At 72.5% G+C, this 21,396-nt stretch carries 19 protein-coding genes; 8 read left to right on the top strand and 11 right to left on the bottom strand.

The annotated features are described in order from the left end of the window. Positions 1-10 precede the first annotated feature (10 nt). Positions 11-412 carry a VOC family protein gene (locus AMIS_RS16630; RefSeq protein WP_014443497.1) on the top strand — a complete coding sequence of 134 codons (402 nt, stop codon included), beginning with the start codon at positions 11-13 and terminating at the stop codon, positions 410-412. A gap of 230 nt (positions 413-642) precedes the next feature. Here AMIS_RS16630 and AMIS_RS16625 read toward each other — a convergent pair whose 3' ends face one another. The 4 genes from AMIS_RS16625 to AMIS_RS16610 are packed head-to-tail and all read right to left on the bottom strand — an operon-like array spanning position 643 to position 5,421. After that, positions 643-2,481 (bottom strand): hypothetical protein, encoded by a 1,839-nt coding sequence (locus tag AMIS_RS16625; RefSeq protein ID WP_041829838.1) that lies wholly within the window; start codon positions 2,479-2,481, stop codon positions 643-645. 46 nt (positions 2,482-2,527) lie between these two features. Next, positions 2,528-2,950, bottom strand: coding sequence for a YunG family protein (locus tag AMIS_RS16620; protein ID WP_014443495.1), 423 nt, complete (start codon positions 2,948-2,950; stop codon positions 2,528-2,530). Positions 2,951-2,998: 48 nt separating this feature from the next. Continuing rightward, positions 2,999-5,068, bottom strand: coding sequence for a hypothetical protein (locus AMIS_RS16615; protein WP_014443494.1), 2,070 nt, complete (start codon positions 5,066-5,068; stop codon positions 2,999-3,001). Beyond that, positions 5,065-5,421, bottom strand: a complete 357-nt coding sequence (locus tag AMIS_RS16610; RefSeq protein ID WP_041829836.1) for a hypothetical protein — start codon at positions 5,419-5,421, stop codon at positions 5,065-5,067. The genes AMIS_RS16615 and AMIS_RS16610 overlap by 4 nt, the downstream gene beginning before the upstream one ends. Positions 5,422-5,621: 200 nt before the next feature. Between AMIS_RS16610 and AMIS_RS16605 the strand changes: the two genes are divergently transcribed. Then, a complete protein-coding gene (locus tag AMIS_RS16605; protein ID WP_014443492.1) occupies positions 5,622-5,951 on the top strand; it encodes a DoxX family protein in 330 nt (109 codons plus the stop codon). Here AMIS_RS16605 and AMIS_RS16600 read toward each other — a convergent pair. Beyond that, positions 5,919-6,350 (bottom strand): VOC family protein, encoded by a 432-nt coding sequence (locus AMIS_RS16600; protein WP_014443491.1) that lies wholly within the window; start codon positions 6,348-6,350, stop codon positions 5,919-5,921. The genes AMIS_RS16605 and AMIS_RS16600 overlap by 33 nt on opposite strands. A gap of 53 nt (positions 6,351-6,403) precedes the next feature. On the opposite strand from AMIS_RS16600, the gene AMIS_RS16595 reads away from it, so the two are divergent. Beyond that, positions 6,404-7,372, top strand: coding sequence for a helix-turn-helix transcriptional regulator (locus AMIS_RS16595; protein WP_014443490.1), 969 nt, complete (start codon positions 6,404-6,406; stop codon positions 7,370-7,372). On the opposite strand, the gene AMIS_RS16590 is transcribed toward AMIS_RS16595, so the two are convergent. Beyond that, complete coding sequence (locus tag AMIS_RS16590) at positions 7,329-8,399, bottom strand: pyridoxal phosphate-dependent aminotransferase (protein ID WP_157434894.1); 1,071 nt, start codon at positions 8,397-8,399, stop codon at positions 7,329-7,331. The genes AMIS_RS16595 and AMIS_RS16590 overlap by 44 nt on opposite strands. Before the next feature lie 64 nt (positions 8,400-8,463). Between AMIS_RS16590 and AMIS_RS16585 the strand changes: the two genes are divergently transcribed. Next, positions 8,464-9,855: an aminotransferase-like domain-containing protein gene (locus AMIS_RS16585; protein ID WP_014443488.1), complete on the top strand. Its 1,392-nt coding sequence runs from the start codon at positions 8,464-8,466 to the stop codon at positions 9,853-9,855. A gap of 233 nt (positions 9,856-10,088) precedes the next feature. Here the strand turns inward: AMIS_RS16585 and AMIS_RS16580 are convergent, their stop codons facing one another. Next, entirely contained in the window at positions 10,089-10,523 is a 435-nt protein-coding gene (locus AMIS_RS16580; RefSeq protein ID WP_231859320.1) for an Lrp/AsnC family transcriptional regulator, read from the bottom strand. 139 nt (positions 10,524-10,662) lie between these two features. Here AMIS_RS16580 and pdhA point away from each other — a divergent pair, with 139 nt between their 5' ends. Genes pdhA through AMIS_RS16565 form a run of 3 tightly spaced genes read left to right on the top strand, consistent with a single transcriptional unit; the run spans position 10,663 to position 14,197 of the window. Continuing rightward, on the top strand, positions 10,663-11,757 hold the full coding sequence (gene pdhA, locus AMIS_RS16575) for a pyruvate dehydrogenase (acetyl-transferring) E1 component subunit alpha (RefSeq protein WP_014443486.1): 1,095 nt from the start codon (positions 10,663-10,665) through the stop codon (positions 11,755-11,757). 8 nt (positions 11,758-11,765) lie between these two features. Then, entirely contained in the window at positions 11,766-12,746 is a 981-nt protein-coding gene (locus AMIS_RS16570) for an alpha-ketoacid dehydrogenase subunit beta (protein WP_197538129.1), read from the top strand. Further along, positions 12,743-14,197, top strand: a complete 1,455-nt coding sequence (locus tag AMIS_RS16565) for a dihydrolipoamide acetyltransferase family protein (protein WP_014443484.1) — start codon at positions 12,743-12,745, stop codon at positions 14,195-14,197. The genes AMIS_RS16570 and AMIS_RS16565 overlap by 4 nt, the downstream gene beginning before the upstream one ends. 350 nt (positions 14,198-14,547) lie before the next feature. On the opposite strand, the gene AMIS_RS16560 is transcribed toward AMIS_RS16565, so the two are convergent. Further along, positions 14,548-15,534 (bottom strand): malate dehydrogenase, encoded by a 987-nt coding sequence (locus tag AMIS_RS16560; RefSeq protein WP_041830943.1) that lies wholly within the window; start codon positions 15,532-15,534, stop codon positions 14,548-14,550. A 473-nt stretch (positions 15,535-16,007) separates the two neighbouring features. Here AMIS_RS16560 and AMIS_RS41685 point away from each other — a divergent pair, with 473 nt between their 5' ends. Continuing rightward, positions 16,008-17,057, top strand: coding sequence for a S66 peptidase family protein (locus AMIS_RS41685; protein ID WP_014443482.1), 1,050 nt, complete (start codon positions 16,008-16,010; stop codon positions 17,055-17,057). Here AMIS_RS41685 and AMIS_RS16550 read toward each other — a convergent pair. The 3 genes from AMIS_RS16550 to AMIS_RS16540 all read right to left on the bottom strand — a co-directional run bounded on the left by AMIS_RS16550 (position 16,972) and on the right by AMIS_RS16540 (position 21,366). Then, positions 16,972-17,994, bottom strand: a complete 1,023-nt coding sequence (locus AMIS_RS16550) for an esterase/lipase family protein (protein ID WP_014443481.1) — start codon at positions 17,992-17,994, stop codon at positions 16,972-16,974. The two genes, AMIS_RS41685 and AMIS_RS16550, sit on opposite strands and share 86 nt — an antisense overlap. A gap of 115 nt (positions 17,995-18,109) precedes the next feature. Then, on the bottom strand, positions 18,110-20,581 hold the full coding sequence (locus AMIS_RS16545) for an FtsX-like permease family protein (RefSeq protein WP_014443480.1): 2,472 nt from the start codon (positions 20,579-20,581) through the stop codon (positions 18,110-18,112). Then, positions 20,578-21,366, bottom strand: coding sequence for an ABC transporter ATP-binding protein (locus AMIS_RS16540; protein ID WP_014443479.1), 789 nt, complete (start codon positions 21,364-21,366; stop codon positions 20,578-20,580). Before AMIS_RS16540 ends, AMIS_RS16545 begins: the two co-directional genes overlap by 4 nt. Positions 21,367-21,396 lie beyond the last annotated feature (30 nt).

Below are 21,396 nucleotides of genomic sequence, written 5' to 3'. Positions count from 1 at the left end.
CTTCGCTTTTATGTTCGTCGCTGTGCGCGAGCGTGGACGGTTGCACCACCTGGAATTGTGGCTTGCGGACGACGGGTCGTGGGCGTGGCTGCTGGGCCGGCTCGGCTACACCGTGGGGAGCAGGTGGGACACCGGGTGCAGCTGGGTGAACGGGGACGCGTACATCGTCATCGAATCGGGGCCGGACCATGTCCGCGGCGGCCACGACCGGATGCGTACCGGGTTGAATCATCTGGCGTTGTGGGCGGGCTCCCCGGCGGAGGTGGACGCGGTCGTCGCCGAGGCGGCGGGGCACGGGTGGACGCTGCTGTTCCCGGACCGGCATCCGCATGCGGGCGGACCGGGGACGTATGCGGCCTATCTGGAGAACGCGGCCGGCTTCGAGGTGGAGCTCGTCGCTGATGCCGGTTGAGCGGAGTGCCACGGCACCCGCTGCGACCCCGGCGCGGGCCCGGCGCCCGGTCGGCTGCGCAGGGTGACCGCTCCCGCTTCGGCCCGCGGCTCGGGCGGCGCCGGCCGCGGGACCAGGTGTCGGAGCGGGGGTGGTACACCTGCACCGCCGATCCGGGCCGTGTGCAGTGACGGCCGATCCACCCAGCCGGTCCTCGCCGCGGTGGCCGGATGCGCTGCCTCAATCGCCGATCACCCGGACTCCGTGACAGCCTTCCGGCGATCGCCGGCGATGCGTTCGCGGGCGTCGAGGCTGGCGGCGAGCAGCATCTCGTCCGCGCGCATCTCGGCATCCCAGTCACCGATGTCGAAGCCGGCTCGACGCCGGGACGCGGTGGACCGGTCCAGCCGGTCGATGATCGGCAGCGCGTGCGGTCCCATCGCGGTGAGTACGCGTAGCGCCTCGGGTCCGCGCATGTCGTCGGACAGGTAACCCGTGAGGACCTCCAGCAGCTCGGCCGCCGCCGCGGGGCCTTCGTGGAGCCACACCGCGCCGGCCGACTCCACCTGCCCGAAACCGGGACGCCGGAACAGGCTCCGCAGCTGCCGGTGCTGGCGCGTGGTGAGCCCGCCGTGCCCGGCCAGCCAGGTCAGCAGTTCCGCCGCGACGTGGCCGTGGCGAAGCTCCTCCGGACGGCCGGCGAGGTATCGGTCGGCCACCGCCCGGTCCGAGGTGATCCGGAGCAGAGCGAGCGCGGCACTCTGCGTCGAGTGCTGCCGCAGCAGCGGAACCGCGGGCTCGGCCGCGGGACCGATCCGCCCGAGGACGTCGAAGACGCAGCCCGGTGTGTCGTTCCCGAGCACCCTGATCATGGCGATGAGCTCCGGCACAGCGGAGGCCGCGGCCGGACCGAACGCGGCGAGCACGCTCATCGGCAGGGCCACCGCACACGGATCCGGCTGCTCCGCCAGGATCTGCCGGGCCGCGGCCACCGGCGCCCGCGGGTCGGCGCCGGCGCGGGCGACCGCCCGGAACGCTTTCGCCAGGCGAGCCTCCTCGCGGCCGGCAAGCGCGTCACCGGAGCGCGAGCCCTCGGTCAGCACGAGACGGACCAGGTGCGGGACCGCGCGGTGGTCGCCGGTGCTGCCGAGTCCGACGGCGGCCGGGGCGCCGAGCTCCGGGTCGTCCAGCGTCGCGGCGAGATCGTCGGCGGCCAGCCGGGACGCGGTCAGGGACGCGGCCACAGCGCGCAGTGCCGACGACCGCACCTCGGAAGGGTCTTCTTTCAAGCAAGCGGTCAGCACGGGCGCGAGCCGGGTGGGTGCCGCACGCCACTGGCGCATCGCCTCGACCGCCATACGTACGCCTTCGCGCCTGACCTGTGCTTTCTCGGCAGAATCCGTGAGCCGCCGCACCCAGCCGTAGCAGTCCCCCTCCCGATCGAAACCGGTCAGCACTCGCGCCCACCGCTCCCCCGCGGTCAGCCGGAGAACAGACCCGGACGCGTCGAGAACGCCCGCCGAGGCATCGAGGTCGGCGCGGACCGCCGTGTCCAGCCGGGTCCACGCCGCCGGGTCGTCCCCGCTGAAGAGAGCGACGTTGGCCAGGAGCCGGACGGCCGGCACGGGATCCGATCGCAAGCGGTTCAGATCGGGTCGAGGCCGGGTGCTCGCGGGCCTGGTCAAGGCGTCCACGAGGGCGATCCGCGCGACCGGTTCGGAGCAGGCGTGCAGCGCCGCCGCGGCCCGGTCCGGGTCAGCGGTGGAGACCAGCAGTGCCGCCGCGGTCCGCCGCACCTGCGGGTCCACATCGGTGAGGGCCGCCTCGGCGGCGCCGGCCACCGAGGGCGGGCCCGATCTCTGGAAGAACAGGTGCTCGAGCAACGCGAAGACCGTCCGCCGCACCGACGTACGGTCGTCGGCCGCAAAAGTCAGCAGGTGACGGGTCACCGGCCCGTCCCGGTCGGCTCCGACCTCGGCGAAGACACGAGATCGCCCGTCGCTGCCGGGGATCAGGACATCACCCGACAGGATGGCCGCGTCCAGCCAGCCATGGTCGCCCGGCGGCGCAACCGCCGCGGGGCCGTTCACACTGTGCGGCGCGTGGCGCCCTTTCCGTTCGTCATGAGCCCGATCCTCACCCACGGGCCTCCCCGGGCGCAATGTGATCGGCCCCTCCCCCGGCGGCGGGGTTCACGTGGCGTGCCACCCGGCTGCTCAGCAGTTCGTACTGAGCGCGGCACCTCCGCGGCGGGCCCGGTGGACGGTGCTGGACCCGGCCGGCCGTCACGGTCTCGGTGGGGTGGAACTGGGCCGCTGTCAGGTCTACCTCGCGGCCGTCCGGCAGCCGGTTCCACCAGTGGTGGCCGACCTTGCGACCGTCCTCGAAGACCTCGCCCAGGATCAGGTCTCCGCCGAGCAGGTCGTGCAGGACCAGGGCGGTCACCCCGCACTGGCCGCGCTCCGGGTTGTCCGGGCGCCACGGCAGGTCGTGCGGGTCGCAGGTGTCGGCGTCCCAGGAGGCGCGCACGATCGGTTCCAAGGTCTCCACGGTGTGCATGACGGGGACGTTAAGGGCTCGAGCGGGTCGAGGGTCAAGCCCGCGCGGTCAGCCGGACAGGCCGGGATAGGTGACCGGGGACGGCATGGGGGGTTGCTGGCGGGGCAGGCGGCGGTGCAAGCGCTGGCGCTCCAAGGCGATCCACTCCCGGCCCTCCGCCGCCACCGCCTCCAGGATGTGGGTGGCGCTGGTGACTCCGGCCGCGTCCGACGCCAGGCGGGCCAGGTGGTCGGCGCTCTCGCGGTAGTCGTCGACGGGCTCGTCGGCGAAGTCGTCGAGGAGGACGCGGATGCGTTCGCCGTTGTTCAGGGAGAGCTGGAATGCCTGACGGGAGACCAGTTTCTGGTCGTCGACGCGGAGGCCTACCTCCGTGACCCGGACCGAGCCGATCGCGTCGTAGCGGAACGTCGTGCGCCGCTCGCCGGAGAAGGCGCCCGTCACGAAGTCGAGGCGGGTCTGCACCTGGCGGACGCCGCCCTCGGTGAGCAGGAACAGCAGGACGGTGTAGGCCGAGTGCCGGAACGGGCCGCCCACGTCACGGGCGCGGCGGCTGCGCGGCGCGGCCTCGGTGAGGGTCAGGTGGGTGAGGAGGTCACGGTTGGAGAGGCGGTAGTCGGCCATCACGCCGCGCTTCCAGTGCGCCAGGTCCAGCGCCAGCCAGTTGCCCATCTCCACGTCGGTGGGACGGTCCGCCAGCCAGCCGACCCACCTGTCGTAGGCGAGGCATTCGGCGTGGTAACGCTCCTGGAACTCGGCGGTGTCGAGGGCGATCCGGCGGCGTTCGCCGTAGAGGGCCAGGCCGCCGCGATGGGCGAGGCGGCCGCCGAACCAGAGCAGCGGAGCGGCCACCACCAGCGCGCACGCGGTCATCGCGGTCGCGGAGAGGAGGACGACGAGCCCGGCCCCGGCCAGCGCGGCAAGGCCACCGAGGAAGGCCGGAGACATGGCGGCGGGACGGTACCGGCGGCGGAAGTCGTCCAGGCTGCCGTCGCGCCAGCGGCCTGCGATGTCCTCGGCGTGGTGCGCTGCCAGCCACCGGATCGCCTCGGGCCGGATGCCGCGGACACCGTACAGATCGATCAGGTCTCCCTGCAGTGCGATGCGCAAGCCGGTGGTGTCGCGCCAGAACGCGTCGCGCATCTGGTGCTCACGGGGCTGCGCGTTCACGAACGCCTGGTCGACGACGGTGGCGATCGTGGCGGTGAAGCCGGCGCTCAGCGCGTTGCCGCCGGGTCCGGTGTACGCGGGACGCCGCCCGGTCTGGAACTCGTCCTCCTTCGCGGCGAGCCGGCTGCGCAGGAACGCGCGGTCCAGGCCGTGCCGGACCACCGCGTAACCACCGGCCACGAGCAGCACGAACACCGCGACGGCGGCGACGATGCTGCGGGTGCCGGCGGCCTGGACCAGCGTGACCGCGCCGACCAGCAGCAGCGCGCCGCCGCCGGCCAGCGGCAGCCACGTCGACTCGGCCGGCGCCGGACGCGAGATCTTGGCGATCGGTTCGGCCGGGTCGGGCTCGAAGAACTTGGGTACGCGTACCGCACGGTCCCCGGCCGTCCGGGCCCGGCGCACGTGGTCGGCGTTGAGGTCCTCGATGTGGTCCTGCGCAACCCCGGAGAGCGTGAGCGTCAGATGCCGCTCGATGTCCTGGCGGTCGTCGTCGGGCAGCGTCGCGTAGGCCTGCAGCGCCCGGCCGAGGGCCTGCGGCGGGGGCTGGCCGTCCGGACCGACCATGAGCAGCGCGTTCACCAGCATCCGGATCGTTTCGACGCAGCGCCACCACCGGCCGCTCGGATGCCGCTCGGACATCGTGAACGCCTGGTCCAGCTGGTGCATCTCGGCGCCGCTGAGGCTGGTCAGGGACCGTCCGCTGAGCACCGACAGCACCCAGTGGTACGCGACCTCGGCGGAGCTGAGCCCGTCCTCGAAGACCAGCGCGGAGATCCGCCGTTCCGCCTCCCGGGGCGAGCCGCCGCGCAGGTAGTTCACCGCCACCTGCAGTTTCTCGGCGGGAGCGGCGGCCGGCGCGGTCTGGTAGATGGTGGCGCCGTGGTGCAGGACACCGATCTGTGTGCCGATGTGCAGGTCACCGTCGGCCTCGTTGGTGAACGCGGTCACGCCGGCCACCCTTCGACGGCGGCGATGACCGACCCGGCGAGCGCGCCGAGACCGGCGAACCCCTCCACGGTTCCGCTGAGCCGTCGCAACGCCCGGATCGCCCGATTCTTGTCAGGGCCGGCGAGAACGGTGCCGGCCAGGTCGGCGCCGGCCAGGGCGGTCCGGGCCGCCTCGATCTCCCGCTCGGCCTCCTCGCGCACGTCACGGTCCAGGCCTGCCTCGCGCAGCGCGGCCCGCAGGCGGTCGAGTTCAGGGTCGAGAGGGCCGGCGGATCCGGTCGTGACCGTTCCGGTGTTGTGGGCGATCTGCTGCCCGATGTGCACGTTCCCGCCCGCGACGTTCTGGAAGTACATGTCCGTCTCTTTCCGGCTCCGCGACCTGTCGTCGCGCTCGGCCGGTAGTCTCGCCGCGCGCCTGCGCACGGCCACCCGGACGAACGGCCGACACCCTTACGAGAACGCCGATGAGCTGGGCGGATGTCCGGGATGGCGACCGTTGTTTCCCTCGATCGAGGTAGTTGTCACGTTTCCGGGCGTCGTGTCGTCCACTGTGCATGGAAACGATGACCGTCGTCACGGCGCTGCTCACCGGCAGCGCCGCCGTCTTCTACCTGATCGGTCACGAGTACCCGAAGGCGCAGGCCGACATGAAGGGCATCCCGCGCCGCTTCGTACCGGTGCTGGGGTTGTTGCTGGCGGCCGGCACGGTCGGGCTGCTGGCCGGGCTCGCCGTGCCGTGGCTGGGCCGGCTCGCCGCCGCCGGCCTCGTCCTCTACTTCGTCGGCGCGATCGTCGCCCATCTGCGGGTCGGCTCCCGCAACATCGTCGGCGGGGTGGTGTTCCTGGCGGCGTCAGCGACCACGCTGATCCTGTCGCTCGGGTGACGCCAGCGCCCGCACGTCGTCGTAATGCTGGTTGCGCATGACGCCGAGGATGTTGCCGAACGGGTCGAGCACCGACGCGGTGACATATCCGGGGCCGCGCTCGACCGGCTTGTCGTGCGGCGTGGCGCCGAGCCCGAGCAGCCGCCGATAGGCCGCCTCGGCGTCGTCGACCGCCCAGTAGATGATCGCCCCGGTGGCCTCCCCGGTGTGCCGGTGCGGCGCGTACGCGCTGTTCAGCAGGCCGAACTCGTGCTGGTAGTCGCCGACCCGCCATTCCAGGTAGGCCCCGTCCCGCACGAAGTACGGCTCCTGCTCGAACACCGAGGTGTACCAGGCGCGGGCCGCGTCCAGATCGTCGGCGAAGAAGGTGACGGTGGTGAATCCACGAAGCGTTGTCATGCCCTCATCCTGCCGACTTAAGTGCTCACCTTCTGAGCACTTATTCTCGGACGATGCGCGCCGACCGCCTCGTAGCCGCCCTCCTGCTGATGCAGGCACGTGGCCGGATCACCGCCGCCGAGCTGGCAGCCGAATTGGAGGTCTCGGTCGCCACCGCGCGGCGGGATCTGGAGGCGCTGTCGGCGGCCGGCATCCCGGTCTATCCGCAGCCCGGCCGACACGGCGGCTGGCAGCTCATCGGTGGCGCGCGCACCGACCTGAGCGGCCTGTCCGCCCCCGAGGCGCGCGCGTTGTTCCTGCTCGCCGGCCCTGCCGCGGATGCATCCGGCGAGCTCAAGGCCGCGCTGCGCAAGCTGCTGCGGGCGCTGCCCGCGACGTACCGGGACGAGGCCCGGGCGGCCACCGACGCGACGCTGCGGGATCCGGCCGGCTGGGGCGAGCGCGAGCGGGACGTCCCCGGCGACGTGCGGATCCTGCAGGAGACGGTGGTGCGCCGCCGGGCGATCCGGTTCGGCTACCGGGACGCGACGCGCGAGGCCGACCCGTGGGGCGTGATCGACAAGGACGGCGTCTGGTACCTGCTGGCCGGGACCGACCGGGGGCGGCGCACCTTCCGGGTGGACCGGATCAGCGATCTCACGGTTCTCGATCGGTCGTTCGAGCGTCCCGGCGACTTCGCCCTGGACGAGGCGTGGACCGAGGTGGTCGGCGCGATCGAGGAACGCCGCTCGCGCACCTGGGCCACGGTGCTGATCCCGGAGCGCTTCCTCTGGGTGCTGCAGGACCATTTCGGGCTGCACTGCCATCCGGGCGAGGTGCTCCCCGACGGCCGGGTGCGGGCCCGGGTCGGCGCGCCCACGCCCCGCGACATCGCGCGCACGCTCTCCGGGTGGGGCGCGATCGTCGAGGTGGAGGACCCCGATCCGGTACGGGCGGAGCTGTCCCGCATCGGCGCGGAGCTGGTGACGCTCTACGGCGTCAAGGCCGCAGCGCCCGGCTCAGACGGTCGAGAGCGGCGCTGAAGTCGTCCGCGGACAGGTGCCCGAACCCGAGCCGGAACACACTGTCCTCCTCGCCGAACCAGGAGCCCGGCGCGACGCGTACCTCGAGGTCGTGAAGTCGCTGGTAGAAGCTCCGATCCTGGACCTTGAGGCAGCACAGCGGGCCACCGTCCGGCTCCACCATCGCGACCCCGTTCGCGGCGGCCCACTCGCGCAGCGCCGCCAGCTGCCCGGCCAGGAACTTCGCCCTCGGCGCGAGGATCTCACCGGCCCGGGAGAGCACGCGGGCCGCCAGGAACTCGTCCACACCGGAACACGCGATCGCGGTGTGGAACTTGGCGTCACGCAACCGCTCGTACAGATCAGGATCGGTCACGGTGAGCCAGCCGACGCGCAGGCCGGGCGCGCCGTGCGCCTTCGAGACCGAGCCGCACGTGACGATCCCCGGCCCGGCCGGCGGCGGGACGCTCGCGTCCCCGTAGGTCGAGAAACGATACGTCTCATCGACCAGGATCACCGCCTGAGGTGCGCGTTCCCGCACCACGCCGACCAGGTCCCGCAGCTCCCCCGGGGTCAGATTCACCCCCGACGGATTCTGCGGAGAAGCCAGAGACACCAATCTCGTACGGGGTCCGAGCGCCGCCGCCATACCCGGGAGCGGCAGCCGGTACCCCTCGTCGAAGGACGCCCGCACGACCCGGATGTCCGCGCCGAGCGCCTCCGGGACCGCCCGCGCGGGCGGGAAACAGGGCGTGACCAGGACCACCTCGTCGCCGGGCCGGATCAGGGCCTGGGCGAGCAGGAACATCCCGTCGACCGCGCCGGCGGTCACGAGCACCTGATCCGGAGTCACGGCGGATTCCGCGGCGATCAGCTCACGCAGCCGGGCGTCACCGCGCGTGGTGCCGTATCCCAGGGGCACCGCGGCGAGCTCCTCCGGGCCGGCGAGCTGACCGACACTGACCGGCGGGCAGGTGCTCTCGGCCAGGTCGTAGCGGGCGTGGTCGTCGATCAGCGAGGTCATCGGGCTGGCAGCGAAGACGGTCATGTCCTTCATCGTGGGCGCGCGGGCCGTTCCCCGGCAGAGCCAATGCCGCTAGATTGGTTTGCTGATGGAGCCAATCGGGTTGGTCGAGCGTCTCGGGCGGTGGTCGTCCGGGCGCGGCGCGCTGTACCTGCTGCTCGCCGCGCGGATCCGCTCCCTGATCGACGACGGTGAGCTGCCGCCGGGCACGCTGCTGCCACCGGACCGGGTCCTCGCCACCGCGCTGTCGGTCGGCCGCAGCACGGTCGTCGCCGCGTACGACCTGCTCGCCGCCGAGGGCCGGATCGTGCGCCGGCAGGGCAGCGGCACCCGGGTCGCCGGCCCGGACTCCGGCACACCGAAACCGACCACCGAGGCGCCCGGCTTCCTGCACCTGCTCGAACCCCGCGACGGCGTGATCATGCTGGCCTGTGCCGCACCGGACGCGCCACCGCCGGAACTCGTCGACGCGTACGCCCGGATCCTCCCCGACCTGGCCGGGATCGCCGGCGACATCGGGTACCACCCGATGGGACATCCCGCGCTGCGCACGGCCATCGCCGACCGCTACCGATCACGCGGGCTGCCGACCGAGCCGGATCAGGTCCTGGTCACCACCGGCGGTCAGCAGGCGCTCACACTGCTGGCCCGCACCCTGGTCCGGCCCGGGGACCGGGTCCTGGTGCAGGCGCCGACGTACTTCGGGGCCCTGGAGGCGTTCCGGGCCGAGGGAGCGGTGCCGGTGACCAGCGGGCCGGCCGGGCTCGCCGCCGTCTACGGGATCACCGCGTTCCACAACCCGACCGGCGAGGTGGTGCCGGAGCCTCTGCGGCGGCGGGCGGCGCTGTCGGCGTCGGCGGCCGGTGTCCCCCTCATCGACGACGAGGTGCTGTGCGACCTCGGCTTCCCCGGGGCTGCCGTGCCGCCGCCGATGGCGGTTCACTCCGCGGACGTGATCACCATCGGGTCGCTGAGCAAAGTGGTCTGGGGCGGCCTGCGGGTCGGCTGGGTGCGCGCCTCCGCCGGGATGGTGGCGCGGCTCGCCCGGATGCGTACCGTGATGGATCTGGGCGGAAACGTCCCCGCGCAACTCGCGGCAGCCGCCCTGCTCCCGACCTTGGACGCGCTGGTGGCACGGTCGGCGGTGCGGCGGAAGGCCCAGCACGATCATTTGCGGTCAGAGCTGGGGCGGCTGCTGCCGTCGTGGGAGGCTCCGGCGGTGCCCGGCGGGCAGACGCTGTGGGTGCGGCTGCCGTCCGGGGACGGCGGGTCGTTCACGCAGGTGGCGCTGCGGCACGGGGTGGCGGTGCTGCCGGGGGCCGGGCTGGACGCCGGGGGTGGCAGCGGGGATCGGTTGCGGGTGCAGTTCATGGCTTCGGAGGAGGAGCTGGGGGAGGCGGTGCGGCGGCTGGCGGATGCGTGGAGGGAGTACGAGGCGCGGCCGAGCCGGGAGCCGTTCCCGCCGGTGATGGCCGTGTGAAGGGGTGCCGGCGCGCTCCCCGCCTGCCGCCTGCCGCCAATCTCGGCAGACCGTGCCCACGACACGACCATCATCCGCCGAGATCCGCCGGCCAGCACTCAGCACCAGCCGGTCCGGCTGGTGCTGAGTGCACGGGAAACGACGCCCGACGACACTGACGACCAGCTGGACGAACCGAGCTGGCTCTCACTGCTCCCCCGCCCACTCCCGGACGACACTGACGACCAGCCGCGTTACCCGCCCGGCACCGACTCCTCGAACAGCAGCAGCGTCCGCGTGCTGACCACACCCTGCATCCCCTGGATCTCGTCGAGCACCAGGTGCCGCAGCTCGGTGTTGTCCGCCACGCGGACCAGCAGGATCACATCGAAGTCGCCGCCGACCAGTCCGATGTGCACCACGCCGGGCAGCGTGCGCAGCCGGGCGAGCACCTCCCGCCAGTTGGCCTGCTGCAGGTTGAGCGTCACGTAGGCGGCAGTGGTCAGACCGGCCGCGACCGGATCGACGTCGGCGTGGAAGCCGCGGATCACGCCGTCCTGCTGGAGACGGGCGACGCGGGCGTACGCGTTGGCGCGGGAGATGTGCAGGGTTTCGGCGAGGGTACGCATGGACATCCGCCCATCCCGCGCGAGTTCCGCGAGGATGCGCCGATCGGTGTCGTCGAGCACGGTGCCACCTGTCTCGCCGGCCGGCACACAGCCCGCCAGATCTTGGACGATTGGACGTGGGGAACCCCCCTGATTTAAACAATATCTCGAGTTTGCCGGGGGTATGGTGTTCAATTGGCTGCCAAATCAGAATCCGTGCATGACACGTGACGCAGCCCACCTGCTGCCGTCCACGGAGCCGGTGACGCTCATCGACCCGGACGGCCACCCCGTTCCGCACGTCGGCCTCGACATGCCCGAACCCCAGGCACTCGTCCACGCGTACGCCGCGCTGATCGCCGCCCGCCGCTTCAACGACCAGGCGAACGCCCTGGTCCGGCAGGGCCGCCTCGCGGTCTACCCCTCTTCGCACGGTCAGGAGGCCTGCCAGGTCGCCTGTGTTCAGGTTCTCGGCGACGGCGACTGGCTGTTCCCGACCTATCGGGACAGCGCGGCGATCGTGGCGCGCGGCGTCGACCCGGTGCAGACGCTGACGCTGCTGCGCGGCGACTGGCACAGCGGTTACGACCCGCTCGCCACCCGGGTCGCGCCGCAGGCCACGCCGCTCGCCACCCATCTGCTGCACGCGGTCGGGGTGGCGCACGCGGCCCGGCTGCGCGGTGAGCCGACCGTCGTGATGGCGCTCTGCGGCGACGGCGCGACAAGCGAGGGCGACTTCCACGAGGCGCTGAACTTCGCCGCGGTCTTCCGTACCCCGGTGGTGTTCTTCATCCAGAACAACGAATACGCGATCTCCGTGCCGTTGTCGCGGCAGACTGCCGCGCCGTCGCTGGCGCACAAGGGCATCGGGTACGGGGTTCCCGGCCACCGTGTCGACGGGAACGACGTGGCAGCGCTGTTGCGGGTGCTCGGCACGGCCGTGGAGCGCGCCCGGGCCGGGGAGGGCCCGCAGCTCGTGGAGGCGCACACCTACCGGGTGCAGGCGCACACCAACGCCGACGATCCGGGCCGGTACCGCTCCGACGACGAGGTGACCCCGTGGCTGAGCCGCGATCCGATCGCCCGGCTCGCCACGTACCTCCATGATCGGGGTTTGATCGATGAGGCGGAGCGGGCCGTGGTCGCGGCGCGGGCCGAGGATCTGGCCGAGCGGATGCGCGCCGGATTGAACGCGGAGACGGTCGCCGACTACCGGGATCTGTTCACGCACGTCTATGCCGAACCCACCCCCCAGCTGCTCGAACAGCAGGCCATGGTCGCCGATGAACTGTCCCGTGAGGAGGTACCGTCATGACCACGACCATGGAGAAACTGACCATGGCGAACGCCCTGAACCGGGCGCTGCGCGACGCCATGCGCGCCGACGAGACGGTGGTGATGTTCGGCGAGGACGTCGGTCCGCTCGGCGGCGTCTTCCGGATCACCGACGGGCTGACCGCGGAGTTCGGCGAGCAGCGCTGTTTCGACACCCCGCTCGCCGAGTCCGGGATCCTGGGGATGGCGATCGGGATGGCGATGAACGGCATGCGCCCGGTCGTCGAGATGCAGTTCGACGCGTTCGCCTATCCGGCGTTCGAGCAGCTGGTGAGCCATGCCGCGAAGATGCGCAACCGGACCCGCGGGCGGGTCGGCGTGCCGATCGTGATCCGGGTGCCGTACGCGGGCGGCATCGGCGGCGTGGAGCACCACTGTGACTCGTCGGAGGCGTACTACGCGCACACGCCGGGTCTGCACGTGGTCGCGCCGTCCGATCCGGCCGACGCCTACGGGCTGTTGCGCCGTGCCATCGAGTCCCCCGACCCGGTCGTCTTCCTGGAGCCGAAGAAGCTGTACTTCTCCCGCGCCGAGGCCGACCTGACCGCCGCGGTGCCGCCGATCGGCCGGGCCGTGGTGCGCCGCCCGGGAACCGACGCCACGCTCATCGCGTACGGTCCGGCGGTCCCGGTCGCCCTGGAGGCCGCCGAGGCAGCCGCGCAGGAGGGCCGCAGCCTGCAGGTGGTGGACCTGCGTTCGATCGTCCCGTTCGACGACGAGACCGTGTGCGAGGCGGTCCGGTCCACCGGCCGGGCCGTGGTGATCGCCGAGGCGGCCGGGTTCGCGAGCGTGTCGTCCGAGGTGGTCGCCCGGGTGACCGAGCGCTGCTTCCACTCGCTGCACGCCCCGATCCGGCGGGTCACCGGCTTCGACATCCCGTTCCCGCCGCCGAAGCTGGAACACGTCCACCTCCCGTCCGTGGACCGCGTCCTGGACGCGGTCGACGAGCTGCAGTGGGAGTACGCGTGAACACGTTCACCCTGCCCGACCTGGGCGAAGGCCTGACCGAGGCGGAGATCGTGCGCTGGCTGGTCGCCGAGGGCGACGTGATCGAGGTCGATCAGCCGGTGGTCGAGGTGGAGACCGCGAAGGCGATGGTGGAGGTGCCGTCCCCGCACGCCGGACGGGTCGCGACCCGGCACGCCGCCGAGGGCACGACGCTCGCCGTCGGTGAGCCGCTGATCACGGTGGCGGCGGTGGCTTCAGCGCTGGCTTCGGAGGCGGCTTCGGCGGTGGCTTCGGCGCTGGCTTCGGAGGCGGCTTCGGCGGCCGGCGAGGCCTATCGCGAGGAGGAGCGGGCCGGTTCCGGCAACGTTCTCATCGGGTACGGGACCAAGCCCGGCACCGGGGCGACCCGGCATCGGCGGCCGAAGGGGCGGACGTCGCCGGCCGGGCCTGCCGCTTCGGGCGGCTCGCCCGTGTCTTCCGCCCCTTCCCCGTCTGCTGTGGCGTCCGCGTCTCCCGTGTCGTCCCCGTCTGTCGTGGCGTCCCCGTCCGTCGTGGCGTCCGGGTCCGTCGTGGCGGCGGGGCGGCCGGCTCGGGTGGCGTCGCCGCTGGTGCGGCGGCTGGCCCGGGAGAGCGGCGTGGATCTGTCCGCGCTGCGGGGCACCGGGCCGGGGGGTGTGATCACCCGTCAGGACGTGGAAGCGGCCGGGCGGCCCGTCGCCGCGGCCCCCGTCGCCGCGGCTCCCGTCACTACGGCCGCCGTCACTGCAGCTCCCGTCGCTGCGGCTCCCGTCGCTGCGATTTCGGCCGTCGCGGGTGAGCGGCGCATCCCGCTCAGCGGGTTCCGCAAGGCGGCGTCGGCGGTGCTCAGCCGCAGCCGGGCCGAGATTCCCGAGGCGACCGTCTGGGTGGACGTCGACGCCACACCCCTGTGGGAGCTGCGGCAGCGCACCGAACCCGGCCTGCTCGCCTACGTGGCCCGCTTCGTCGTCGCCGGACTGCGGAAGTATCCCGTGCTCAACGCCCGCCTCGACACCGAACGCCAGGAGATCGTCGAACTCGACGAGATCAACCTGGGGATCGCGGTCCAGTCCGACCGGGGCCTGGTCGTCCCGGCGGTCGCGGGCGCGCAGGCGATGACCACGAGCATGCTGGACGCGGCGATCCGGGACGTGACGGCCCGTGCCCGCCGCGGCGAGTCCACCGTGCCGGGAACGTTCACCCTCAACAACTACGGAGCGTTCCGCGTCGACGGCAGCGCCCCGATCATCAACCACCCCCAGGTGGCCATGCTCGGCCTGGGCCGGATCATCGACCGGCCGTGGGTGGTGGACGGGGCTCTGACCGTACGGAAGATCGCGCAGTTGTCCTTCGTCTTTGACCATCGCGTGTGCGACGGGGGCACCGCCGCGGGCTTCATGCGCGTGGTGGCCGACGCGATCGAGGACCCGGCCTCCGCCCTGGCAGCGCTGTGAGTCGCGGGATCGTGGGCTTCGGGGCCCGGCGCCTGGAGAAGCTCACGATCCGGCGCGGGGCCGCACCGGGCGCAGGGGGCGGCCGTTGAGGTCGGTCTGGTCGGCGAGGCTCCACCAGAGCTCGTCGACCCCAGTGACACCGCCGGATCCGGTCGGGTGAGGCCGGGCCGGGCAGCATCGCCGCGCTGCGCGGGGAGTGCTCGCGCATCCAGCCGTCGATGCGCGCCCAGGCCGCGGTGACGTCCGTCGTCGTTGTCGGGCCGCTCGTCGCTGTGGGACCGCCCGTCGGCTCTGTCGTGTCGCCGGGAACGGCCGGCTCGCGGAGGAGCCGGCCGTTGCTCCGGTGACGGTCAGATGAGGCCGAGCTTGCGGACCGCCTCGCGCTCCTCGACCAGCTCGGCGACCGAGGCGTCGATGCGGGTGCGGGAGAACTCGTCGATCTCCAGGCCCTGGACGATCTCGAACCGGCCGTCCTTCGCGGTGACCGGGAACGACGAGATCAGGCCCTCCGGCACGCCGTAGGAGCCGTCCGACACGACCGCGGCCGACGTCCAGTCGCCCTCGGCGGTGCCGTTCACCCAGGTGTAGACGTGGTCGATCGCGGCCGACGCGGCGGACGCGGCGGACGACGCGCCACGAACCTCGATGATCTCGGCGCCACGCTTGGCGACCCGCGGGATGAACTCGTCGGCGAGCCACGCCTGGTCGTTGATCGCGTCGCGGACGCTGCTGCCGTTGACGGTGGCGTGCGAGACGTCCGGGTACTGCGTCGCCGAGTGGTTGCCCCAGATGGTGACCTTCTTGAGGGCCTCCACCGACACGCCGAGCTTGCCGGCGAGCTGCGCGAGCGCCCGGTTGTGGTCGAGGCGGGTCATCGCGGTGAACCGGTCGGCCGGCACGTCGGGCGCGTGCTGCTGGGCGATCAGGGCGTTCGTGTTGGCCGGGTTGCCGACCACGAGAACCTTGATGTCCGAGGCGGCGCCCGCGTTGATCGCCTCACCCTGCGGTTTGAAGATGCCACCGTTGGCCTCGAGCAGGTCGCCGCGCTCCATGCCCTTGGTACGAGGGCGGGCGCCAACCAGCAGGGCCACGTTGGTGCCCTCGAACGCCTGCTTCGGGTTGTCGAACACGTCCACACCGGCGAGCGCCGGGAACGCGCCGTCCTCCAGCTCCAGCGCGGTGCCCTCGGCGGCGCGGGTGGCGGCCGGGATCTCCAGGAGGCGCAGCTTGACCTTCTTGTCCGCCCCGAGCAGCTGCCCGGAGGCGATACGGAACAGCAACGCGTACCCGATCTGCCCCGCAGCGCCAGTGACGGTTACGTTGATCGGCTCGGCCATGAGCATCTCCCTGTTAACAGTGTGGGTACGCGATTGTGATCCACACACCTTATAAGGCGTTCAGCGGACGCAGGCCATGATAAGTACCTCACTAACCAGCCGCGCGCAGGAGCTACCATCACCCGTCCGTGTAGCAGGCCCGTCCCCGACTCGGCCGGGGACGGGGTAGTGCCGTCGCCCGTGGTGCCCTCGCTGGTGGTGCGCTCGCCCGCGGTGGCGGGCCCCGTGGTGGCGGGCCCCGTGGTGGCGGGCCGCCGGGTGCCCGCCCGTCGCGGTGCCCGGTCGCCGGGCGTGATCGCTCGGCCAGGATCCGGACGGCCCGTTGGCCGTCCGTGATGCCCGGCGGACCGCCCGACTTCCGTGGTGGCCCGCTGACCGGCCGTGATCGCCCGGCCGCCCGCTTCACGGCTTGGCCGGGGGCGCAGGCCGGATCGGTGCACGACCCCGCTCACTCGGACACTACGCTGCCGGACATGAGACCGGAGCCGCTGCGGCCCGGCGACCTGGTCGCTCTGGTGTCGCCGGCCGGGCCGGTTCGCCCGGAACAGGCCGAGGGCGCGGCCCGGGTGCTGCGCGGCTGGGGGCTACGGACCCGACTCGGACCGCACGCGCTGGGCCGGCGTGACTTCCTCGCGGGGACCGACGACGAGCGGCTCGCTGATCTCAACGACGCTCTGCGTGACCCCGAGGTGCGCGGGGTGATCTGCCTGCGCGGTGGTTACGGCACCCAGCGCATCGCGGACCGGCTCGACTTCGAGGCGGTGCGCGCCGATCCGAAGCTGCTCATGGGCTTCTCCGACATCACGGCGCTGCACGCGGCGCTCTGGTGCGAGACCGGGCTGGCGACCGTGCACGGCCCGACCGGAGCAAGCCTGCCGGATTCGGCCGAGGCCGCGCGGCGAGCCCTGATGACCAGCGAGCCGATCACGCTGACGGGCGAGAAGCCGACTGGTGCCGCACCGGCAGTTGAACGCGGCCTCGCGGTGGCAAGTGCCGAGCGCGGCGTCGCGGTGGCAGGCGCCGAGCGCGGCGTCGCGGTGGCAGGCACCGAGCGCGGCGTCGCGGTTTCTGGCACCCTGCTCGGCCGGGCGGTGTCCGGCGTCCTGCTCGGCGGGAACCTGACCATGCTCGCTTCCAACGTCGGAACACCGCATCAGCTCGACCTTCGCGGGGCGATTCTCCTGCTGGAGGAGACCGGCGAAGCGCCCTACCGGGTCGACCGGATGCTGGTGCAGCTCGAACGTTCCGGCAGCCTGGACGGGCTGGCCGGGATCGTGCTCGGCCGGTTCCTGCCGCGCGAGCCGCACGAGGTCATCGCCGAACACGTCGAGCGGCTCGGCGTGCCCGTGCTTCACGGCCTGAAGATCGGCCACGACGGACCGCAAGCCGCCGTCGGCCTCGGCGTGCCGGCGCACCTGGACCCCGAGGCCGGCACCCTCACCGTGCAGTCGGCGTGCAGTCCCGCTGATCCCGGGAGGCGTAGCAGCGCAACGGCGGCTCCGCCGCCAGCTGCTGGGCGGTGACCATCGCGTTGGCGCTCTGCACCAGCGCGGCCGCCGCCCGCGTCGGGAAGGTCGCCGGGTCGACCGCCGGCATCAGCGGCGGACCGCACCGGCCAGCGCCGATCCGAGCGGGTTGCGCGGGACCCGGGTTGGTGAGCGCGTCCATGCCGATCAGGAACGCCGCGTTGTCGTAGGCGAGCCCGAAATGCTCGACGGTCTCGCCCGGGCAGATCCGGTTGACCTCGATGTTGCTCACGTTGGCGCCGGCCGGCAGAACCGACGAGCTGTACGGCACGACGATCTCGTCGAGATGCGTCATGACCTGCGTATAGTCGATGCCCGGCCAGGTCTGTGGCCCGTCGTTGAGCGCCGCGAGGAACCGCGACCCGGTCCGTTGCTGCCACCGAGCCGCCGGGCACTCCCCCGCCGCCTCGCACTGGGCGACGAACGTGTTCGTCCCGTGGTTCGGCGGCGCGAGCGCAACATACTCGTCGACCATCGTCCGCGTGTCCGGCCAGTACTTCAGCGCCCACCGCCCGATCAGCCCGCCCTGGCTGTGCCCGACCAGCGCGATCGGCGACCGGGCGGCCTCGTGCAGGGTGCGGATCGCCTGCACCACATGCTCGGCGGCGACCTGGATGTCCCCGCTGGCGTCGTCCGGCAGGTCGATCCCGCAGTACGCCCGCTTCTCGAGAGCGAACGCCCGTGCCCAGTTCCAGGAGAAGTTCGCCTGGAAGTTCGACCCGGTCCCGTGGATGAGCAGCACCGGCGTCCGCCCGGCGCGGGCGCTGGCGGCCGCGTCGCCGACACAGTGCAGCGCCAGTTTCGAGACGGCGAGCGGCGGCCCGGCATCCCGGCTGGGCATGGCGAACGCCGCGCCCACTCCGGTGACGAGGACGGCGGCGGCGCCCAGCAGAAGGGCGCGGACGCCGAACGGGCGGGATCGTTGCTGACGCATGGCGCGGATGCTCCTCGTGGCTGTGACCTACCAGCGAAGGGAACGATCAGCACCGTACGCAGTGACGCCTTCCCTTCCCCGGTCACCGACCCGAGCCACCCCGTCATCGCGGAGCTCACTCCTTGATCCCGATGTCCTCGACCGGCGGCGTCCGCAGCAGCCGGGCGATCGGCAGCACCGTCGTGGCCAGCGCCAGAATCGCTGCCCCGCCGAGGACTGTCAGCGCTCCGATCGCCGGCACGTACGGCACCGGGTTTCCGGTCAACGCTCGCACCACGCTGCTCAGGGTCAGCCCGGCGATCGAGGCTCCGAGGACGACCGCGGTTCCCAGCAGACCGGCCTGCTCGGCGTTGACCATGCGTTTGATCTGGCGCTTGGTCACCCCGGCCAGGCGCAGCATGGCGAGCTCGCGGCGGCGGGCGAGCGCAGCCATGACCATCGTGTTGGCCGCGGCGACCACCGCATACCCCACCATCACGGCGATCAGGAGCCGGTTCAGCCAGGCGCTGAGGGCGAGGTCGCGGGCGAGCCCGCCGGTCAGTTCGGCGGTGTCGACGACGGCGCTGCCGGGGTGCGTCGCGGCGACGTCACGCACCGCCGCGTCCACGGACGCCGAGACCGGCGCGCTGATCAGCACTTCGTCGCTCAGCCCGCCGACCTGTGACAGCGGCAGCATCACGTCACCGAAGCCGAGCCCGCGCTGGTAGATCGCCACGATCCGGACCTGCGCCGACCGGCCGTCACCGAGCCGCATCTCGACCTTCTCGCCGAGATCCCAGCCGAACAGGGACGCCTGCGTCCGCGACACCGCGGCGGTCCCGTCCCGCAACTCGCCGACGCTGCCCTCGATGACACCGAGGTCGAGGGTCTCCCCCAGGGACGCGGGGTCCACAGCCCGCGCGACGATCGTCTCCGCGTCGCCCATCAGCGGGACGATGACCGACGTGTGCCGGGTCGGCGTGACAGCCCGTACCGAAGGAATTGCTCGAAGCTCGGCCACCGCGGAGCTGGACAGCCCCGCCGGAGCGACCACCGCGCGCGAGGCGAGCAGGCCGGCGCGGCTTTCGGCGACCGCCTGGCGTTCCAGGTTGTTCTGCAGAAACCACACCGATCCGCCGAAGCCGACCGCCAGGACCAGCGACGTCAGCACCGTTGCCGTGCCGCGCGCGTTGGCTCGCAGGTTGGCTGACGCCAGGTAGCCGCTCGTGCCGAAGACCGCGCGCAACGGGCGGTCGAGCAGCCGTGCCGCGATCCGGTTGATCCAGGGCGCCAGCAGCGCGACGGCGAGGACGAACAGGTACAGCATGCCGAGCGCGGCCCCCATCGCGGTCTGCCCGCCGGCAACGACCGCCGCACCCGCTGCCGAACCCGCCGCGCCGAGCGCAATCACGCCGCTGATCAGGCGCTTGCGCCCAGGATCGGCCGGCTCGATCGCCGCTTCGCCCAGCGCCTCGGCGGGCTTGATGCCGGCGACACGGCGGGCGGCGAGCAATCCCGCGACGACCGCCGTCGCGAGCACGATCACAAGAGCGGCGGGTGCGGCGATGCTGCCCGGCAGCATCGGGAAGCTCGACGGCAGGAAGCCCCGGCCGGTGAGCTCGCCGGTCAGCCAGTGGGCGGCGGCAAGTCCGGCCGGTACGCCGATCGCTCCAGCGACCACGCTGACCAGGGCGGACTCCAACATGATCATGCGGCGCACCTGGCCGGGAGTGGCGGCGACGGCCCGCACGAGCGCCAGGTCGCGGCGGCGGTGACGCACGGACAGACCAACCGTGGCGGCGACCACGAAGACGATCAGCAACACGACATAGCCGCCGAACGAACCACCGATCTGGACCAGCAGGCCGGCGGCGGCGCGGTCCTCCGAATGCTCGGCCAGGCCGCTGTCGCCACCGGTCAGGACGCGTGCGTCGCCGGCGAGGGTCGCGATCCGGGATTGCAACTCGGTGACGTCGGCGCCTGGCTGGGCGTCGACACCGATGGCGGTGACCTCACCCGTCTTCGGTGCCAGCGCCGCAGCCTCCGCGTCGGTGAAGAAGACAGCGGCGGGTCCGCTCCCGGTCGCGAGACCAGTGATCAGATACGGACGCAGCTCCCCGCCGATCAACAGGTCGACGCGGTCGCCGGGCTGCGCGCCGCCCGCGGCTGCCCCGTCCAGAACCACCTCGCCGCGGTGCTGGGGAGCGACGCCGGTCGTCAACTGGTAGGGGGTCAGGGCCGCGCTGGACCAGCCGCGGCCGGAGGGCCGCCCGTCAACCGGAATGCCCTCGTCGACGGCGACCGCGGCGACGCCCGGCAGCTCGCGGATCCGGGTGGCGAGCGCGGCGGGAACGGTTCCTCCCTCGGGGAGGACAGCCGTGCTCCGATAGACCTCCCCGTCGAACTGCTTCGTGGTGAAGGTGGTGTCCGGGCGGGCCACCACCAGGTCCGCGGCGGCATAGCGCGCGGGCGCCGGGTGGTACCGCAGCCCCGACTCGATGAGCACGCCCATCGCGGTCAGGATCAGGGCGCCGAGAGTGAGAGCGATCAGGGTGGCCACCGAGGAACCGGGACGGTGGCGCAGCATCCGTGCAGCCAGCGTGATCATCGGGGTGCTCCCGCCGTCGCGACGCTCAAGCCCATGGCGCTCGGGGTCGCCGCATGCGGGCGCCGGCCCAGGGCGGCCAGGTGCTCGGCGATCCGGTCGGCGCCCGGCTGCGGCATGTCGTGCACGATCCGGCCGTCGGCCAGCACCATCACCCGGTCCGCGTAGGAGGCGGCGACCGGATCGTGGGTGACCATGATGACGGTCTGCCCGTGCTCGTTGACCACCCCGCGGAGCAGGGTGAGCACCTCAGCGGCCGTGCCGGTGTCGAGCGCGCCGGTCGGCTCGTCGCAGAAGATCACCTCAGGGCGCGAGGCGAGGGCACGCGCGATGGCGACCCGCTGCTGCTGCCCACCGGAGAGGGCGGAGGGCCGATGCCGCAGCCGATCGCCGAGCCCGACCCGCTCGATCACCTGACGGAGCCACGCACGGTCGGGGAGGGTGCCGGCCAGGCGGAGGGGCAGAACGATGTTCTCCTCGACGGTCAACGCGCCGATCAAATTGAAGGCTTGGAAAACGAAGCCGATCCGGCCCCGGCGCAGTTTCGTCAGCTGGGTCTCGGAGAGTCGCGACAGCTCGGTGCCACCGATCCACACACTGCCCTCGGTGGGCCGGTCCAGCCCGGCCGCTGCCTGCAGCAGGGTGCTCTTGCCGGAGCCGGACGGCCCCATGATCGCGGTGAAGGTGCCGGCGGCGAAGTCGGCGTCGACCCCGGCGAGAGCTCGGACCTGCTCCCCGTCACTTGCCGGATAAATACGGGTCAAGCCTTGAACGCGAACCGCGGACATCGGTGTGCCTCTCCCTGTGCTGTCGTCACG

Source organism: Actinoplanes missouriensis 431 (assembly GCF_000284295.1).
GTDB classification, from domain to species: Bacteria; Actinomycetota; Actinomycetes; order Mycobacteriales; family Micromonosporaceae; genus Actinoplanes; species Actinoplanes missouriensis.
The sequence above is the reverse complement of the archived record's forward strand: the minus strand, read 5'-3'. Positions and strand labels throughout refer to the sequence as shown.

Coding starts and splice junctions, on each gene's coding strand:
- AMIS_RS16570 (WP_197538129.1), top strand. CDS start 11,766: ATGGAGAAACTGACCATGGCGAACGCCCTGAACCGGGCGCTGCGCGAC.
- AMIS_RS16590 (WP_157434894.1), bottom strand. CDS start 8,399: ATGACCGTCTTCGCTGCCAGCCCGATGACCTCGCTGATCGACGACCAC.
- AMIS_RS16610 (WP_041829836.1), bottom strand. CDS start 5,421: ATGTACTTCCAGAACGTCGCGGGCGGGAACGTGCACATCGGGCAGCAG.
- AMIS_RS16600 (WP_014443491.1), bottom strand. CDS start 6,350: ATGACAACGCTTCGTGGATTCACCACCGTCACCTTCTTCGCCGACGAT.
- AMIS_RS16545 (WP_014443480.1), bottom strand. CDS start 20,581: ATGATCACGCTGGCTGCACGGATGCTGCGCCACCGTCCCGGTTCCTCG.
- AMIS_RS41685 (WP_014443482.1), top strand. CDS start 16,008: ATGAGACCGGAGCCGCTGCGGCCCGGCGACCTGGTCGCTCTGGTGTCG.
- AMIS_RS16620 (WP_014443495.1), bottom strand. CDS start 2,950: ATGCACACCGTGGAGACCTTGGAACCGATCGTGCGCGCCTCCTGGGAC.
- pdhA (WP_014443486.1), top strand. CDS start 10,663: ATGACACGTGACGCAGCCCACCTGCTGCCGTCCACGGAGCCGGTGACG.
- AMIS_RS16595 (WP_014443490.1), top strand. CDS start 6,404: ATGCGCGCCGACCGCCTCGTAGCCGCCCTCCTGCTGATGCAGGCACGT.
- AMIS_RS16560 (WP_041830943.1), bottom strand. CDS start 15,534: ATGGCCGAGCCGATCAACGTAACCGTCACTGGCGCTGCGGGGCAGATC.
- AMIS_RS16605 (WP_014443492.1), top strand. CDS start 5,622: ATGGAAACGATGACCGTCGTCACGGCGCTGCTCACCGGCAGCGCCGCC.
- AMIS_RS16540 (WP_014443479.1), bottom strand. CDS start 21,366: ATGTCCGCGGTTCGCGTTCAAGGCTTGACCCGTATTTATCCGGCAAGT.
- AMIS_RS16550 (WP_014443481.1), bottom strand. CDS start 17,994: ATGCGTCAGCAACGATCCCGCCCGTTCGGCGTCCGCGCCCTTCTGCTG.
- AMIS_RS16630 (WP_014443497.1), top strand. CDS start 11: ATGTTCGTCGCTGTGCGCGAGCGTGGACGGTTGCACCACCTGGAATTG.
- AMIS_RS16585 (WP_014443488.1), top strand. CDS start 8,464: ATGGAGCCAATCGGGTTGGTCGAGCGTCTCGGGCGGTGGTCGTCCGGG.